Below are 17,273 nucleotides of genomic sequence, written 5' to 3' on the forward strand. Positions count from 1 at the left end.
TCAAATTTTCACGTTTCCCAATACAGCGCAAAAACATTACGTGCGTCAAATTATTTATTGACGCTCTAAAACTGACGACATACGCTTTGAGAACGCGACAAGACGCAACATGGCGCTTCGCATCCGGCCGCGGGCCCGATGCTATCTGGCGAATGGTGAGGACATGAAGAAACTGGTTTGCGCCGGCGAGATCCTGGTCGAGATCATGGCCGAGCGGATCGGCCAGAGTTTCCTTGCTCCCGGGCCACTCGTCGGCCCGTTTCCATCCGGCGCACCGGCCATTTTCATCGACCAGGCGGCGCGGCTCGGCCAACCGGCGGGCCTGATCGCCGCGGTCGGCGATGACGATTTCGGACATTTGAACATCGAGCGCCTGCGCGCCGACGGCGCCGACATCTCGGCCATCAAGGTGCATCGCGGCGCCGCCACGGGAACCGCCTTCGTCACCTACGAGACGGATGGCAGCCGGCATTTCGTCTACAACATCAAGCAAAGTGCCGCCGGCCTGATCGAGATCGGCACCGAGGCGCGCGCGCTGCTGGCCGGTGCCGACCATTTTCACGTCATGGGCACGTCGCTGTTCTCGCCTGAAACGATCGCGGTGGCCCGCGCCGGGATCGAAGCCGTCAAGGCGCGCGGCGGCACGGTCTCCTTCGACCCCAACATCCGCGCGGAAATGCTCGATTTGCCGGGCCTGCGCGACGCCTTGCATTTCGTGCTGTCGAAAACGGATCTGTTCCTGCCAAGCGGGCCGGAACTGTTCATCTTCGCCAGGGCGACCGACGAGGAAGCCGCGGTGCGCGAAATGCTGGAACGCGGCATCTCGACGGTGGTCATCAAGAAGGGGGCACAAGGCGCCGTTCACTACGACCAGGCCGGACGCACCGCGTCGCCCGGATTCGTCGTCGACGAAATCGACCCGACCGGCGCCGGCGACTGTTTTGCCGCCGCCTTTGTCTCCTTCTGGCTGCGCGGGGCGACGCCCGAGAAGGCGCTCAGAATCGCCAATGGCTGCGGCGCACTGGCGGTCACGAAGAAGGGGCCGATGGAGGGCATAGCCTCCCTTGCCGCCGTCGAGGCCTTCATCGAGACGGCCGAGACCGGAGAGACGGAGTGAGCCAGGCGACGGACAGGCTGGCTGCCATCGCGACGCGACGCGCGGCCGGCGAGCGCCGCGGCATCGCCTCGATCTGCTCGGCCCATCCGCTCGTCATCGAGGCGGCGCTACGCCACGGCAAGGCGCGCGACGCCGACGTGCTGATCGAGGCCACCTGCAACCAGGTGAACCACGAGGGCGGCTATACCGGCATGACGCCCGGGGACTTCCGGCGTTTTGTCGAGACGATCGCCGGCAAGGTCGCCTTTCCCCTGGACAGGCTCGTGCTTGGCGGTGACCATCTCGGGCCCAATCCCTGGAAGCATCTGCCCGCGCCTGAGGCCATGGCAAAGGCCTCGCGCATGGTCGACGCCTATGCGGAAGCCGGCTTCACCAAGATCCATCTCGACGCCAGCATGGGCTGCGCCGGCGAAGGTGCCGCACCGCCCGACGCGACGATTGCCGCGCGCGCGGCGGAACTGGCCGCGGCGGCCGAGGCCGCGAGCGAACGAGCGAGTGGCGCCAAACCTGTCTACGTCATCGGCACGGAAGTGCCGGTACCTGGCGGTGCCTTCGAGGCGTTGGACCATCTGGCGGTGACGACGCCGGAGGCGGCACTGGAGACCGTACGGATCCACCGGCAGGCTTTCAGCCGCCGTGGCCTCGACCAGGCCTTTTCGCGCGCGATCGGCGTCGTCGTGCAGCCGGGCGTCGAATTCGGCAATGCCGAGGTGATCGCCTACCAGCCGGAACGCGCCGGCGCCCTGGCCGGCACGCTGCGGGACCTGCCGCAATTCGTCTTCGAGGCCCATTCGACGGACTACCAGCCGGTCGCGGCGCTGACCGCGCTGGTCGACAATGGCTTTGCCATCCTCAAGGTCGGGCCATGGCTGACTTTCGCCCTGCGCGAGGCGCTCTATGGTCTGAGCCACATTGCCGATGTCCTCGCTCCCGATGCGGCGCGCGAAAGCCTGCCGGCGGCCATGGAACGCGCCATGCAGGCAGCGCCCGCCAACTGGAAGAACTATTACCACGGCTCCGAGGCCGAGCAGCGGATAGAACGCCATTTCTCCTACAGCGACCGCATCCGCTACTACTGGCCGGCACCGGCGGCGAAGCAAGCCACGGACGCGCTGATGCAGGCGCTCGGCGACCGCGACATCCCCCCACCCCTCATCAGCCAGTACCTTGGCCATCTCGACCGCCCGGTGGCGAACGGGTCCGTCGCGCCAAGGGCCAGGGACCTGCTGATCGGCAGCGTGACACAGGTTCTCGATATCTACGCCAGCGCAACGGGCTGACCCGCCGACTACGGCAGCAAGACCAGGGCTCCCGTCGTGCGCCGGGATTCCAGATCGCGGTGCGCGTCGGCGGCGTTGGCAAGATCGTATCGGGTCGGCGCCTCGACCCTGACGACGCCCTGGCGAAGGGCCTGGAAAAACCTGGCGACATGCGGCGCGAGCTTCTCCGGCGTGTCGGTGTAGTGGGCGTAGTTGGGCCGCGAAATGGTGAGCGACCTGGAGGCGAAGCGGCCGATATCCCAATTGCCGACCGGCCCCGAAGCCTGGCCGAAACTGACGAGATGGCCACGCACGGCAAGGGCCGCCAGCGAACCGGCGAAGGTGTCATTGCCGACCGCGTCATAGGCGACATTGGCGCCCATGCCTCCCGTCAGCCGCATGACGGCCTCGGCGAAATTTTCGCGGGAATAGACGATGACATGGTGCGCGCCGAGACGCTCGACGATCCGCGCCTTGTCATCACTCGACACCGTGGCGATCACCGTTGCGCCGAGATGGCGGGCCCATTGCACCAGCAACTGGCCGATGCCGCCAGCCGCCGCATGGATGAGAACGATGTCGCCGCGCTTCACGACATGGACATCATGCAACAGGAAACTCGCGGCAACGCCCTTGAGCAGGCCGGCAGCGGCAATCTCATCTGGAATATCGTTGGAGAGATGAACCAGCAGCTCGGGCGCCATGTTGCGCCGCTCCGCATACGCGCCAACCGGTGGGCAGGCATAGGCGACGCGATCGCCGACCGAAAAGCCCGACACCGCCGGGCCAACCGCCTCGATGACGCCTGCGGCCTCCATGCCCGGCACGCCAGGCGGCTGCAATAGGTCGAAAAAACCGGTGCGGCAGTAGACGTCGATGAAGTTGACGCCGATCACCGTATGACGGATCCGCACCTGGTTCGGCTCCAGTGGCGGCAATCCGATTTCCCTGAGCTGTAACTCCTCCGGTCCGCCATAACGTTCGACCAGGATTGCCTTGGTCGTCGAGGCCTGACCCGGAGCAACCGTTGACACCGTGCGAGGCACGCTTGCGGATGGCATCGGCACTGCAACCGCCCGCGGTTGTCTCGCGTCGATCGGCGAAACCACGCTTCTGCGTCGCAAGAGGTTGCGCACGGCCGAGAAGCCGGCCTGATAGATACCTTCGGTGACAAGCTTGACCAGTTCGTCGCGGCGATGCGCCGGCGGGTTGAATTCGGAGCGCCATTCCCAGAAGGTCGCGTTGCCATCGGTCACCGGCTTCAGCCGCAGCGAGGCGACATAGCCCATCAGCGGCAGCGGCGCTTCGAGCAGGCAATAGCTCAACCGATGATCCTTGTCCGACAACGCCAGCAGTTGCTCACGCAGCTCACCACCGTCGGCGAGCCGGAAATGGCGCACCGCGCCGACCGCATCGACAGGTTCGCCGCCTTCGATTTCACTAAACGAGATCGCCGGGTGCCAGCGGTCGTGACCGTTGAAATCACGCAGGATCGCCCAGACCTCGTCGATCGGCGCATCGATGATCGTGCTCTGGCGAACCTGGACCATCGGGCCGCGTCAGCGCCCGAACCGGTGTTTCAACGCGGTCAAGGCGGTCTGGAACACGCCATTGCCGATCTGATGCATCAGGGCAGCTTCGCGGTCGGCGGCGCAGTCGAACTCGGCCTGCCATTCGGCGAGCGTCAAATTGCCGTCGGTGATCGGTGTCAGCGACAGGGTGGCGACATAATTCTCCACCGCCATCGGGCTTTCGAGAATCGCGTAGCTGCAGGATAGATCATAGTCGGACAGCGCCAGCAGCCTTTCACGGATCCGCCCGCCGTCCTTCAGCGTGAAGCTTCTGATGCAACCGATCTGGTCGGCCTGCGCGTTCTGCTCGATGCGGCTCTCGGCGACGAAAGGCGCCCAGCCCGGCAAACCATTGAAGTTGCGCACGAGCTTCCAGACTTCCGCCGCCGGCGCGGGAATGACTGAGGAGACATAGACCTTGGTCATGCTTACGAGCCGGCTATCGGCATGGAAGTCCGCGCATGCATTGTCTCGCGCCGCGCCAGCTCGACCCCCACTCCGTCGAGCTTCGCTCGACACCTCTCCCCCGATCGACGGGGGAGAGGAAGGGCGCGAACCGTCCGCGGCGGGCTCCCTTCCTCTCCCTCCGGAGGGGGGAGAGGTGGCGCTGCGAAGCAGCGACGGAGTGGGGGAACCACTTGGCAATCATCGCGAACCGACGCAGCATGGCAATCAGGCGTAAAATATCGTCTCGCACGGCCCAACGAAGCGCAAGGAAACACCGCCCTCACCTCAGTGATCGCGGTCGTCATCGTCGTCCTTGGCAGGCTTGCCCTTGCCCTTCTTGTCGCGGGTCAGGCTCGAAATGTCCTTGGCATCGCGCAGCACGTCGGTCATGCGGCCGAGCGAGCCGCCTTCGATGCCGATCTCCTTCATCAGATTGTCGATCATCGGCGCCTGCACACGGTAACGCAGCGCCGAGTCGATGACCTCGTCGGTGACGTTGCGGTTGCCGCCGGTGCCACCGTTGATGCCGTCGACATGCAGGATCTTGATGCCCTCGATCTTCTCCATCGGCTTGACGCTCTCGCGGATGATGCCTTCCATGTGGTCGAGCAGCTTGCCACGCAGACGCCCTGCCCGCGCGCCTTCGGAAAGGATGTTTTCGGCCTCGTTGAGCTGACGATGGCCGGCGGCGTCGACCTCGTAGCGCTGGGCGGCGGCAAGGGCGTGGATCTTCTCCGACTCGGCCGAGGCGACGGCGGCGATCTTCTGCGCTTCGGCAAGGCTCTTTGCCGCCTTCATCTCGGCATCCGCGGCAGAGACTATGCGCAAGGCGTCACGCTCGGCTTCGCGTTGCGCGCCGATCAGGTCGGTCAGCTTGCGGCGCTCGGCGATCTCGCGCTCGCGGGCGGTGAAGGCCTGTTCCTCGGCCTGGATGGCCTTGGCGCGGACGGCTTCCGAAGCGGCTATGGCCGAGGACCGCTCCTGCGTCTTCTTGGCGATGTCGATTGCCTTCTGGATTTCGGCGATCTCGATCTTCTGGTCGCGGTCGACGCCAAGCTGCCTGATATCGCGATCCTTGATCAGCCGGGCCTCCTCGATGCCGCGCTCGGTGGTGATGCGGGCGCGCTCGACCTCTTCGCCGGCCGAGATCTCGGCTTCCTCGAAAGCCTGACGCTTGGCGATCTGCAGCGCTTCGAGGTGACGCTCCCTTGCGATCCTGACCTCGTCGATGGCGCGATCCTGCGCGATCCGCGCCGTCTCGGTTGCCTGGTTCTCGACGATCTCGGCGCGGCGCTTTTCCGCCTCGGCCTTCGTCACTTCCAGCGCCTTTTCAGCCAGCGCGATCTGACGCTCCAGCTCCGCGACCTCGAGCAGTTTCCTGCGCTCGATCTCGAGCTGGCTCTGCGTGCCCTCCCGCTCGATGCGGGCCTTTTCCAGCGACAGTTCAAGCGCAATCTGCTCACGCTCGGTCAGTTCACGCATCTTCATCTCGGTCTCGTCGAGCGAACGGCGCCGCGCAATCTCGCGACGCTGCGTGTCTTCCTCGCTCTTGATGCGCTCCTCGGTGATGTTTCGCTCCTGGTTGAGGCGCGACTTCTCGACGGCTTCGCGCGACGAAAGCTGCGCCTGCTCGGATTCCTGGTCTCGCAGCGCGCGCTCGATGGCGAGCTCAGAGCGCTGCGCGGCACGGCGGATCTCGACCTCGCGCTCCTGTTCGAGGCGGGCATACTCGCTGTCGCGGTCGATCTCCAGCACCTTGCGCTGGGTGTCGAGGTTCTGGTTGCGGATATCGACCAGCGTGCGCTGCTCGATCTCGTTGCGCATCCGGCGGCGGGTCTCGATCGATTCCGTCAGCTGCGTCAGGCCCTCGGCGTCGAAGGCGTTGGACGGGTCGAAATATTCGAGGCTGGTCTGGTCAAGATCGACGATGGCGACGCTTTCCAGCTCGAGCCCGTTGGCGGCGAGCGATTCCGAAGCGAGGCTGCGCACCTTGGCGGCGTAGTCGCCGCGCAGTTCGTGCATCTCCTCCAGCGTCATCTGGGCCGCGACCGTGCGCAGGGCGCCCGCGAACTTGCCTTCCAGCAATTCGCGCAGGCTGTCGGGCTGCAGCGTGCGGCGGCCAAGCGTCTGCGCGGCGGCGGCCACAAGGTCGCGGCTGGCGCCGACGCGGACGAAGAACTCGGCGATCAGGTCGACGCGCATGCGGTTTTTGGTGATCAGCGCAAAACCATCCTCGCGGCGCACCTCGATGCGCAACACGTTCATGTTGACCGGGGTGATATCGTGCAGCACCGGAATGACGAAGGCGCCGCCATTCACCACCACCTTCTCGCCCATGAAGCCGGTGCGCACGAACGCCGTCTCCTTGGTCGAGCGGCGATAGAGCCAGCGCAAGATGTAGACGGCGATCACCACGACGACCGCGGCGATGATCAGCCACAACAGGAAAGCGCCAAAGGTTTGCGCGTCCATGATCTATCCTCCCCAAGACAATACGGTCGGCACGGGGCGACCGGCGATATTTTCAAACATCCACCCGCACGGTGGCGAAGTCCAATTCTTCATGCCCGCCTCTGCAGCTTCGGCGTGATCGCGTGGAATGCGTTGATCGCCGCGTCGACGAAAGGCGCTTCGTTGATGTTTGCCCGCACCCGCTCGACATGGCGCAACGGAGTCTGGCGAACGGTTCTCTCGATGGCCTCAAACAGGGCGTTGTCGGCTTCAGGATCGTGAAAGGCTTGACCGGGCGCATCGAGCATCGACACGCCGCCTTCGGGCAGAAGGAACCGCACCGGGCCATTCATGGCGTTGAGCCGCGCGCCGATCCATTCGCCGAAGGCGCGGTTCTCGTCGCGCGTGGTGCGCATCAGGGTGACGTTCGGATTGTGGATGACGAATTTGCGGCTGCGGAATTTCTCCGGCACGCTGTCGCGCGGGCCGAAATTGACCATGTCGAGCGCGCCGGTCGAGCCCACATAAGGCAGCCCGGTGCGGATCGCCGCGCCGAAACGATCCTCGGTCGCCGGGAAGACGCCGCCGACGATCATGTCGGCCACTTCCGTGGTGGTCAAGTCGAGGAAGGCCGACAACAGGCGAGAGTCGCCGAGATTTTCCATGGCCCGTCCGCCGATGCCGGTGGCATGGAAGACGAGGCAGTCATAGTCGGCTTCGAGACGTCTGGCCACCGCCTGCACCGCCGGTGTGGTGACGCCGAACATGGTGATGCCGACAGCCGGCCGAGCCAGTTTGCGCCTGGCTTCCCACGCCTCGGCGTTGGGCAGTTGGGCGACCATGCCGGCCATGGCGTGCGCGGCGTTGGACAGCACCTGTTCGGTGATCGAGTTCAGCCCCTGCACATCGGCGACCGAATGGAACATCATGATGTCGGCGCCGCCGACATATTTGGCGACATCGCCGGCCGCCACCGTCGACACCATCAGCTTGGGTATGCCGACAGGCAGCACGCGCATTCCCGCCGTTGCCAGCGTGGTGCCGCCGGAGCCACCGGCCGATATGATGCCGCCGATGTGCGGCTCGCGCTCGATCCAGCGCGCGAAGGCTTCCGCCATGGCACTGACCGAGCCGCCGCGATCATTGGTGAAGACGGCGGACGAACCGCGCGCGTGCATGCCGGCCACCTGCATGGCGGGCACGTCGGCGCTGGTCGGTTTTCCCGATGTCGAGAGATCAACGGTGCGCACCGGGATGCCGAGCGACTTCAGCCGGTCGGCGGCGAAGCGCAGTTCCTTGCCCTTGGTGTCGAAGGTGCCAGCGACCAGCACGGTCCGGCCGATACGCTCGGCGAAGGGGATGGCGAAGACCTTCTTCAGATCGTCCTGAGGTGCTGCCTTGTCGACCGCTGCCTGCCGCATTTCCGTGACCGGCACGTTCCAGCGGTTGGGCAGGTCGGTGACCGGACGATAGACGCCATTGCGCGGCATTGGTTCGGCCGAGCCGGCGGCGGTGCGGTCGACGCGATAGACTTCCGCCAGTTGTTCCTTTGCCTGTGCGGCTTCCGCCGCCGTGACGGGCGCTTCCTCGGCATGGCGGCCAACGCCAAGCAGCCGCTGCTGCAACTCACGGTCGGCGGCGAGTGCCTTTGCGTCCATCAGCCGGTTGATGCGGCCATTGACCATGATGGCGACCTGGTTCGACACCGCGGTCGCCACGCCGATATTCTGCTCGATGACCAGCACCGCCATCTCGCCTTCGGCGGCGAGGTTGACCAGCATCTGCTCGACCTGGTCGACGATGATCGGCGCCAGGCCTTCGGTCGGCTCGTCCATGACCAGCAGCTTCGGATCGCTGAGCAGCGCGCGCGAAATCGCCAGCATCTGCTGTTCGCCGCCCGACAGCTGAGAGCCGCCATTTGTGCGGCGTTCAGCCAGGCGCGGAAAGGTCTGGTAGACGCGTTCGACCGTCCAGCTGGCATCGCGCCGGTTGCCTGCGGCAAGGCGCAGATGTTCATCGACCGTCAGACTCGGCCAGACGCGGCGCCCTTGCGGCACATAGCCGACGCCGAGACGGTGGATCTCGTGCGGCTCGAGCGCCGATATCTCGCGGCCATCGACGCGGATCGAACCGGAGCGCGCGCGCTTCAGGCCGACAATGGTGTTGCAGAGCGTCGACTTGCCCATGCCGTTGCGGCCGACCACCGACAGCACGCCGCTCTCCAGCGTCAGCGAAACACCTTGCAGCGCATGGCTTTCGCCATAGAAAACCTGCAGGTCGTCTATTCGGAGGATGGCCCTGGTTGGTTTGCCGGAGGGGGTCTGGCGCTCAGCCATGCTTGCCCCCGAGATAGATCTCCTGGACCTCGGGATCGGCTTCGATCTCTTGCGGCGTGCCTTCCTTGAACAGACGGCCATTGTGCATCATCGAGACATATTCCGACACGCGCAGGGCGACATCGAGATCGTGCTCGATGATGATGTAACCAATGTGCTTCGGCAGCGCGTTGAGGATGGCCACGAGATCGCGTCGTTCGGTCGGCGAAAGACCGGCCGCCGGCTCGTCGAACAGGATGAAGCGCGGCGCGCCGGCGAGAGCCAGCGCGATCTCCAACTGGCGCTGCTGGCCGTGGCTCAGCGTCGCCACCAGCGTATCGCGATAGGCCTCGAGATGCACGGCGTGGAGGATCGACTCCGCCTGCACCATGTTGACGTCGCTGGCCGCCGGACGCAGCAGCGAAAACCGCCGGCGCGAGACACCCCGGCAGGCGAGAAAGATGGAGTCGAGGACCGACAGGCCCTTGAACAGTTGCGAAATCTGATAGGTACGCCGCAGGCCGCGCCGGATGCGTTCATGCGGCGGCAGGTCGGTGATGTCCTCGCCGAAGAAGCGGATGCGCCCTGATGTCGGCAGGAAGTCGCCGGTGACGGCATTGAACAGGGTCGTCTTGCCAGCGCCGTTGGAGCCGAGGACCGCACGCCGTTCGCCGGCCGCGATCCTCATATTGATGCCCGAGAGCGCCACCAGCGCACCGAAATGCCGCGCCACGCCATCGAGCTCCAACGCATAGGCGCCGGTGCTCTGGAGACGGTTTGCTGCGAAGCTTTCGGTCACTGGCGGCTACACTCGATGTCGCTGTTACGGGCAGCTCGGATTGTCGCGGTTGACCGCGCCAAGCTTCATGAACTCGTCTTCGGGAATGCCGAGCGTCTGGTTGACCTGTGGCACCACCTTGACCAGCTTGTTCATGAGATTGCCGTCGGCGCCTTCGGTGACCTCGGTCAGGAAGATGTCGGCAATCGCGTTGCGGTTCTTGTCGAGCGACACCTTGCCGGTCGGCGTGTCGAAGGACAGCTTCGACAGCGCATCGCGCAGCTTCTTGCCGCCGTCGGAGACATCGCCGCCGACCTGATCGAGACCGAGCAGCGTCGCCTTCATGTCGACATAGTAGCCATGGGCGAAGAGTGACGGCGAGGGAAAGGCGCCCGGCTGCTTCTTATAGGCCTCGACGAAGGCCTTCCATGCCGGCGCGTCATTGGTGTCGGCGGTCGGCCCGGCCGAGGGCGTGCCCTTCAGCACGTCGCGCAGCTTGCCTTTCGAGGTCAGCACCGTCTGGTCGACGGTGATCGAGCCGCCGATCAGCGGTGCGGAACCGCCGCCCTGCTGGTACTGGGTCAGGAAGTTGACCGCATCGGCGCCGCCAAGCGCGACGTAGATCGCGTCAACGTCTTCCGGGATGGCGGCGATGACCGAAGAAAAGTCCTTGTTGCCGATCGGCACCCAGGATTTCGACGGCACATGGCCGCCGGCCTTGCAGAACTCGGCCATGAAGCCGAACACCTGCGTGTAGGGGAAGGAATAATCCTCGGCGACGGTGGCGACCTTCTTGTAGCCCTTGTCCTTGAAGGCATAGGTGCCGAGACCGGCCATCCACTGGGCGCCGTCGGTCGAGAAGCGGAAGAAGTTTTCCGCCGGATCGCGCAATGTCGTGTCCTGCGCGGCCGAGGTGCCATTGATGAAGGTCACGTTCGGCTGCGTCTTGGCATAGTCCTTGACGGCCAGGCCTTCGTCCCCCGAAAGCGGGCCGACCAGCACCTTGACGCCGTCCTGCTCGACCAGCTTGCGCGCCGCGCGCACGGCGCTGTCGGGCGAGGCGTCGGACGAGCCCTTGACGATCTCGATCTTCTTGCCGGCGACCGTGCCGTTCATCTCGGCGACAGCGGTCATGGCACCGCGCTCGCCGTCCTCGCCGAGCACCGTGAACGGTCCCTCGAAGGTGGCGAGCAGGCCGATCTTGATGGTGTCGTCGGCAGCCAGCGCCATCGAAGGCGCGGTCAGCCCGGTAAACGCCGCCAGGGCCAGCAATGTACGTCTATGCATCCTCATGATTTTCCTCCCGTTGATTTCGTTTTGCAGTGGTTCATTCCATCCCGGCCGCTACGAGCCGGGACGCAAGGACTCCTGGGCAAGATGTGGCTTGATCCTCCCCCACAACCCAAGAATTCCATCCGGTGAGACGAAGACGATCACCAGGAACACCAGCCCGATCAGCGTGTTGAAGCGCTCGGCGCCGACGATATCGATGGCGAAGGTCTGCATCAGAATGACGACGACCGCGCCGAGAAACGGCCCGATCGGATGGCGAAGGCCGCCGATGACGGCAATGATCAGCACGTCGATCGCCGCATCGACGCCGATGGTGCCGGGCGAGACACGGCCGTTGAACCAGACCAGCAGCACGCCGGCCAATCCGGCGATGACGCCGGCCAGCAGCCAGGCGAAGACCTTGTGCGCGGTGACGTGGTAGCCGAGCGCGCGCATGCGGCGCGGATTGTCGCGGATCGCCTGCAAGGTCATGCCGAAGGTCGAGCGCGAGCCGTAAAGCACCGCCGCGTAGGACAGCACCGCCAGGCCGAGGCAGAGATAATAGAAGGGCTTCGGGTCACGCCAGCTGATGCCCCAGAAGGCCGGGGCGCGGATGCCGGCATAGCCGGAATGGCCGTTGAAGATGGCGTAGTTCTGCTGGGCGAAATAGTAGGTCGCGGTGGCGATCGCCAACGTGATCATGATCGTGTAGATGCCCTCGGTGCGCACCGAGATCCAGCCGATCAGCGCCGACGCCAGTGCCGCCGCGAGAACCGCGAACGGCACCGCGAGCCACCACGGCCAGCCGAAGCCGAGGATGTTTGAATTGTTGTTGCCGAGGATGGCGATGGCATAAGCGGCGATGCCGGCAACCGTGATCTGCGCCAGGCTGACCATGCCGCCATAGCCGGCGAGCAGCATCAGCGACAGGCCCATCATGCCGAAGATCAGCGAGTAGCCGCCGATCTGCGTCAGGAAGAAATCCGACGCCACCAGTGGATAGAGCACCAGCACGACGGCAAGGATGATGTGGCCGGCGCCCAGCCTCTCCAGCCAGTTCTGCCGCGGTGTCGTGCCGTCCGTTGCGATGGCCAGGCTCATCGGGCTTTCCCCATGATGCCTTGTGGCCGGACCGCCAGCGTGACCACCATGATGACGAAAGTCAGCACGATGCCGTAGGTCGGGAAATAGACGAGGCCGATCTGTTCGGCGAGGCCGATCAGCAGCGCGCCGATGGCGGCTCCCGTGATCGAACCCATGCCGCCGACGATGACCACGACCAGCGACGCCAGGAGGTAGCGGACATCTTCGCCGGGCGCGACGGACAGCGCCGAGCCGCCAACGACACCGGCAAAGCCTGCGAGCCCGGCGCCGACCGCAAAGACGATGGCAAACACCGCGTGCACGTTGACGCCGGAGGCCTGCAGCATGGCACGATCGTCGACGCCGGCACGGATCATCATGCCGACGCGTGTCCGGTGCAGCATCAGCCAAAGCCCGACGCCGATGACGATCGCCGCCGCCAGCACGACCAAGCGGTAGAGCGGATAGGTGAGGAAGACCGAGGCGCCGTTGGAGCGCACCGCGGTGATGATTGGCAAGGTCAAGGCGCCGTCGAGCCATTCCGGCGTCGCGATCTGATAGGTGCCGCCGGCCCAGACAGCCAGCATCAGGTCGGCGGCGACGATCGAGATGCCGATGCTGACCAGGGTCTGGCGCAGGTCATCGCCTTCGAGGCGACGGAAAACGAAGACCTGCATGACGACGCCGACGATGGCCAGCACGGCGAAGCCGGCAGCGACGCCGAGCAGCCAGTAGCCGGTGCGGCTGGTGACCTCGTAGCCGATATAGGCGCCGAGCAGATAGAGCGAGCCATGCGCCAGATTGACGTTGCGCATCAGGCCGAAGATCAGCGTGAAGCCACTCGCAACCAGGAAATACAGGCCGGCCAGAGTGATACCGTTGAGGATGGCGCTGACGAACGCCTTCTTCGAGATCAGGATCGCGTTCAGCCAATCCGGCCAGACGGCAAAGACCAGCCATACGATGACGGCGGCGGCAAACAGGCCGACGAGGCCCCAGGCCTGGCGCCGTGTCATGCCGCCGCCCGAAAGCGACGGCGAGGATGGCTGGTCGAGCAGGCTCATGCAGTGAGCCGCCGACGCTGCTCGTTCATGCGCGGCGCCTTGTGAAACTTGCCGTCCTTCATGATGGCGAGGATGCGGTTCTTGTCCTGCAGAATGCGAACGTCGGAGATCGGATCGCCGTCGATCAGCAGGATGTCGGCAAGGTAGCCTTCCTTGATCAGGCCGAGCTCGTCGCCCATGTTCATGATCTGGCCGCCATATTTGGTGCCGGCCTGGATGGCTTCCATCGGCGAGAAGCCGAGCATCTCGACGAAGGTCTGGATGTCCTTGGCGTTGGTGCCTTGCGGCGTCCAGGCAAAGCCGTAGTCGCCGCCGATACAGACGCGGATGCCGCGCCGGTGCATCTTCTTCATGGTCTCGATGCACATCTCCAGCTCGCGCTCATATTCGAGAGACAGCGGCGAACCGGGCTTGATGCCCCATTGCTCGGCATGGCGCGCGGTGTTGATCAGCCAGGCGATGCCGGGTGCGACGAAGTGCTTGTCCTTGACCGCCTCGAGCATGTCGAGCGCTTCCTCGTCGGCGAAGGAGGCGTGGTAGATGTTCTGGATGCCGTGGCGGATGCACTGCTTGACCGAGCCCGACGAGCGCGCATGCGCCGACAGCACCTTGTTGCGGCAGCGCGCCTCGGAAGCCGCCATCGCGACCTCCTCCTCCGACATCGGCGTTTCCTCGGCGCCCATGCCGGTGATGCTCTCGCCGGACAGGTTGAGCTTGATGGAATCGACACCGTATTTGATCAGCTGGCGCACGGTGCGGCGAATTTCCTCGGGACCGGAAACGACGATGCCGAGGTTCAACCCTTCATGCGGAATGTGTGAAGGCGCGGAATCGCCGAGACCGCCGACCGTGGTGATCTCCGGGCCGGCGGCCAGGTAGCGCGGTCCGGGGAAGCGGCCCTGGTTGATGAATTTCTTGGCGACGACGTCGAGGCGCGGCTTGGCGGCCGCCGCGCCCCTGCCGGCGGTGAAGCCGGCGTCGAGCACCAGCTTGGCCATCTCCATGGTGACCAGCATGTGCTCCTCGATCTCCATCATCTGGATGGGGTCGATACCGGGTGCGTTGTTCCACGACAGATGCAGATGCGCGTCGATCATGCCGGGCATCAGCGTCGCGCCCATGCCGTCGATGACGGTTGCGCCACCACTGTAGGAAGATGAAGAGGACGAGCCGAAGCGCGACGAGCCCTTGGTGATCTGCTTGATGCGGTTTCCCTGCACCAGCACCTCACCGGTATATGGATATTCACCTGTCGCGTCGAGCACGCGCACATTGGTGAACAGCGTGCTGCTCGAGCCGTTCCCGTTCCAGCTGTCGTCTGCCATCACAAGCCTCCCAACTTGCCGAGCGCGTAGTTCTACGCCCGATCAGAATTCCTCACCTATCAACCCGTCTCAAAAAATCGGCGAGCTTCTGGCTGCTCTCGCGCGGGCTTTCCACCGTGGCCCAGTGCCCGCACCGATCCAGAGACGAGAATATGGCTCCCTTGATCTTGTCGGCAAGCGCCTGCCCGACACCAGCCGGATTGACCGTGTCGGCGTCGCCGGTGACAAGCAAGGTCGGCACGGAAATCCGCCGCGCGTCGACCGCGGTTGCCTTGGCCAGCGCCTCACAAGTGCGGGCATAGGATTCCGGATCCTGGCGGGTGATCGATTCACGCACGAAGGCGACGGCGGCGGGCGAGGTTTCCCTGGTGTGCGCCGAGATCGCATTGGCGACGATCTGGTCGGCGATATCGGCAATGCCGCCCGAGCGCGCCAGCCGGGCGCGATTGGCAAGCCCTTGCCTGGTCGCTTCCGCCGGTTCCGCCAGTGCGCCGAACAGCGCCAGCGACGCAACCAACGAGGGCTGCGTCGCGGCAATCTGCTGGCAGATGATGGTGCCCATCGAGTGGCCGACGAAATGCGCGGTAGTGACGCCCATGCCGGCCATGGCGCGGATGACCGCCTCGCTCATCAATTCGATGGTCAGCGGCTCGATCGGGCGCGGCGAGCGCCCGGAGCCCGGCAGGTCGAGCCGGATGACGCGATAGCTGGAAAGTGCCGCCATCTGCGGCTGGAACATGTTGGATGTGCCGCCAAGACCGTGGATCATCACCACGGCCGCACCCTCGCCGACAACCTCCGCAACGACCTGGCCAACCGTCACGGTCGTCATTGCGCATACTCCACGAAGCGGTTTTCCAGCGTGCCGATGCCGTCGATCTCGATGCGCACGACGTCACCGGCCTTGAGGTATTTCGGCGGATCAAAGCCGATGCCGACACCGACCGGCGTGCCGGTGGCGATGATGTCGCCGGGCTTCAGCGTGATGCCTTGCGAGAGCGTCGCGATGATGGTCGGGATGTCGAAGATCAACAGCGATATGCGCGAATCCTGGCGCAGATCCTCATTGACGAAACAGCGGATGCCGGCCGTCGCCAGATCCAACTCATCCTTGGTCACTGCCCAGGGACCCATCGGGCAGAACGTGTCCTGTGACTTGCCGATCAGCCACTGGCTGTATTTGGCTTGCAGGTCGCGGGCGGTGACGTCGTTGACGATCGTGTAGCCCCAGACGTGGTCGAGCGCGTTTTCCCTGGAGATGCCGCGCCCACCCTTGCCGATGATGACGGCAAGCTCCGCCTCGTAGTCGATGGCCGTCGAGACCGAGGAATCGATCAGCACGCTGGCATGGTTGGCGACGACCGATTCAGGCACCTTGGAAAAGATGATCGGGTGTTTTGGGATCGCGCCGGCGCCGGCGCTGGAATCGAAGCCGCTGCGGGCAAACTCGTGCGCGTGCTCGTGATAGTTCTTGCCGACGCAGAAGATGTTGCGGCGCGGCTGCGGGATCGGCGCCTCTATTTCCACCTGCGCCAGAGGGATGGGTGACAGGGTGCGCGGCAGGCCGGCGCCGTTGCGCTCGATCAGTGCCAGAATGCCGGCCTTGGCCTGATCGACGGCAAAATCGAAAGGAGCGATGGTCTGGGCATCGAGATCGACAATACCCACGCGACGTTCGCCGGCGATCGAAAATGTCGCGACCCGCATTCGATTCCTCCCTGAACCTTTTATGAACCAATGCTGGCTCTTTCGTTACACGCTATCGCCGATTGGTTCACGCTTCAAGAGGATTTCAGCTTCCAATTCAACAAAACATGCGCATGCGGCGTCTGTTTTCGTCTGAACACTGGACCAACCGGCAATCGCTTGATAATATTGGTTCAACATTGGATCAGATAAAAGTTCTCAACGAATGCCGAAGCTCGTCGCCAACGATATCGCCACAATGCTCAAGAAGCGTATTTCCTCCGGCGAGTGGCTCGAGGACGGTCGCATGCCGCCCGAGCGCGACCTCGCGGTCGAATTCGGCGTCGCGCGCAATACCGTGCGCCGTGCCGTCGGCTTCCTTGAGAACGACGGAACTGTCGTCCGACATGTCGGGCGGGGCACCTTCCTGACCGCGACCAACCCGACGTCGATCACATCGATGGTCACGCGGATGGAGGGCACCAGCCCCGCCGACATGATGGAGATCAGGCAGCTGCTCGAACCAGCGGCAGCGGCCTTTGCCGCGACCAATGCCAGCGCGACCGAACTGAACGCGGTTCGCGAAGCGCACCAGACCGCGTGCGACGCCAAGGACATGCCGGATTTCGAGCATTGGGACGCCGAATTCCATCACCGGGTGTTCGGATGCTGCCGCAATGACTTCCTGAAAGAGATCCACAATCTCATGCGCGCCATTCGCAACCAGTCACCCTGGTTCGAAATGAAGAAGCGCTCGTTCTCGGAGGAACGTCGCCAGGCCTATTGCGACGAGCACCAGGCGATCCTGGATTGCCTGTTTCACCGCGATCCGGAAGGTGCGAAAAACGCGATGCTGGCGCATCTGAGAACCGTCGAACGCAATCTCCTGGGTCGATAGACCCGCG

Annotated in this window: 14 protein-coding genes; 3 read left to right on the forward strand and 11 right to left on the reverse strand. The window is 64.6% G+C overall.

Annotated elements, in window-relative coordinates; genetic code table 11:
- The first annotated feature begins 163 nt into the window (after nucleotides 1–163).
- Entirely contained in the window at nucleotides 164–1,117 is a 954-nt protein-coding gene (locus tag BLS48_RS08335; RefSeq protein ID WP_091576912.1) for a sugar kinase, read from the forward strand.
- Nucleotides 1,114–2,397, forward strand: a complete 1,284-nt coding sequence (locus BLS48_RS08340; protein ID WP_091576660.1) for a D-tagatose-bisphosphate aldolase, class II, non-catalytic subunit — start codon at nucleotides 1,114–1,116, stop codon at nucleotides 2,395–2,397. The genes BLS48_RS08335 and BLS48_RS08340 overlap by 4 nt, the downstream gene beginning before the upstream one ends.
- An 8-nt stretch (nucleotides 2,398–2,405) precedes the next feature.
- On the opposite strand, the gene BLS48_RS08345 is transcribed toward BLS48_RS08340, so the two are convergent.
- From BLS48_RS08345 to BLS48_RS08400, 11 genes are all read right to left on the reverse strand, one after another.
- On the reverse strand, nucleotides 2,406–3,926 hold the full coding sequence (locus BLS48_RS08345; RefSeq protein WP_091576661.1) for an SRPBCC family protein: 1,521 nt from the start codon (nucleotides 3,924–3,926) through the stop codon (nucleotides 2,406–2,408).
- Nucleotides 3,927–3,935: 9 nt separating this feature from the next.
- Complete coding sequence (locus tag BLS48_RS08350; protein WP_091576663.1) at nucleotides 3,936–4,373, reverse strand: SRPBCC family protein; 438 nt, start codon at nucleotides 4,371–4,373, stop codon at nucleotides 3,936–3,938.
- A 306-nt stretch (nucleotides 4,374–4,679) separates the two neighbouring features.
- A complete protein-coding gene (locus tag BLS48_RS08360; RefSeq protein ID WP_091576664.1) occupies nucleotides 4,680–6,866 on the reverse strand; it encodes a flotillin family protein in 2,187 nt (728 codons plus the stop codon).
- Between the two features lie 89 nt (nucleotides 6,867–6,955).
- The gene (locus BLS48_RS08365; protein ID WP_091576666.1) at nucleotides 6,956–9,181 is read right to left on the reverse strand and encodes an ABC transporter permease; all 2,226 of its coding nucleotides are present in this window, start codon (nucleotides 9,179–9,181) and stop codon (nucleotides 6,956–6,958) included.
- Nucleotides 9,174–9,959: an ABC transporter ATP-binding protein gene (locus tag BLS48_RS08370; protein WP_091576667.1), complete on the reverse strand. Its 786-nt coding sequence runs from the start codon at nucleotides 9,957–9,959 to the stop codon at nucleotides 9,174–9,176. Before BLS48_RS08370 ends, BLS48_RS08365 begins: the two co-directional genes overlap by 8 nt.
- A gap of 24 nt (nucleotides 9,960–9,983) precedes the next feature.
- Nucleotides 9,984–11,231 carry an ABC transporter substrate-binding protein gene (locus tag BLS48_RS08375; protein WP_091576669.1) on the reverse strand — a complete coding sequence of 416 codons (1,248 nt, stop codon included), beginning with the start codon at nucleotides 11,229–11,231 and terminating at the stop codon, nucleotides 9,984–9,986.
- 51 nt (nucleotides 11,232–11,282) lie between these two features.
- Nucleotides 11,283–12,311, reverse strand: a complete 1,029-nt coding sequence (locus tag BLS48_RS08380; RefSeq protein ID WP_091576670.1) for a branched-chain amino acid ABC transporter permease — start codon at nucleotides 12,309–12,311, stop codon at nucleotides 11,283–11,285.
- Nucleotides 12,308–13,357, reverse strand: coding sequence for a branched-chain amino acid ABC transporter permease (locus tag BLS48_RS08385; protein ID WP_091576672.1), 1,050 nt, complete (start codon nucleotides 13,355–13,357; stop codon nucleotides 12,308–12,310). The genes BLS48_RS08380 and BLS48_RS08385 overlap by 4 nt, the downstream gene beginning before the upstream one ends.
- The gene (locus BLS48_RS08390; protein WP_091576674.1) at nucleotides 13,354–14,682 is read right to left on the reverse strand and encodes a metal-dependent hydrolase family protein; all 1,329 of its coding nucleotides are present in this window, start codon (nucleotides 14,680–14,682) and stop codon (nucleotides 13,354–13,356) included. The genes BLS48_RS08385 and BLS48_RS08390 overlap by 4 nt, the downstream gene beginning before the upstream one ends.
- Before the next feature lie 52 nt (nucleotides 14,683–14,734).
- Nucleotides 14,735–15,514: an alpha/beta fold hydrolase gene (locus BLS48_RS08395; protein ID WP_091576676.1), complete on the reverse strand. Its 780-nt coding sequence runs from the start codon at nucleotides 15,512–15,514 to the stop codon at nucleotides 14,735–14,737.
- On the reverse strand, nucleotides 15,511–16,389 hold the full coding sequence (locus tag BLS48_RS08400) for a fumarylacetoacetate hydrolase family protein (protein ID WP_091576677.1): 879 nt from the start codon (nucleotides 16,387–16,389) through the stop codon (nucleotides 15,511–15,513). Before BLS48_RS08400 ends, BLS48_RS08395 begins: the two co-directional genes overlap by 4 nt.
- Before the next feature lie 205 nt (nucleotides 16,390–16,594).
- Between BLS48_RS08400 and BLS48_RS08405 the strand changes: the two genes are divergently transcribed.
- On the forward strand, nucleotides 16,595–17,266 hold the full coding sequence (locus BLS48_RS08405; protein ID WP_091576679.1) for a FadR/GntR family transcriptional regulator: 672 nt from the start codon (nucleotides 16,595–16,597) through the stop codon (nucleotides 17,264–17,266).
- Nucleotides 17,267–17,273 lie beyond the last annotated feature (7 nt).

This window comes from Mesorhizobium qingshengii, from assembly GCF_900103325.1.
Classification (GTDB): domain Bacteria; phylum Pseudomonadota; class Alphaproteobacteria; order Rhizobiales; family Rhizobiaceae; genus Mesorhizobium; species Mesorhizobium qingshengii.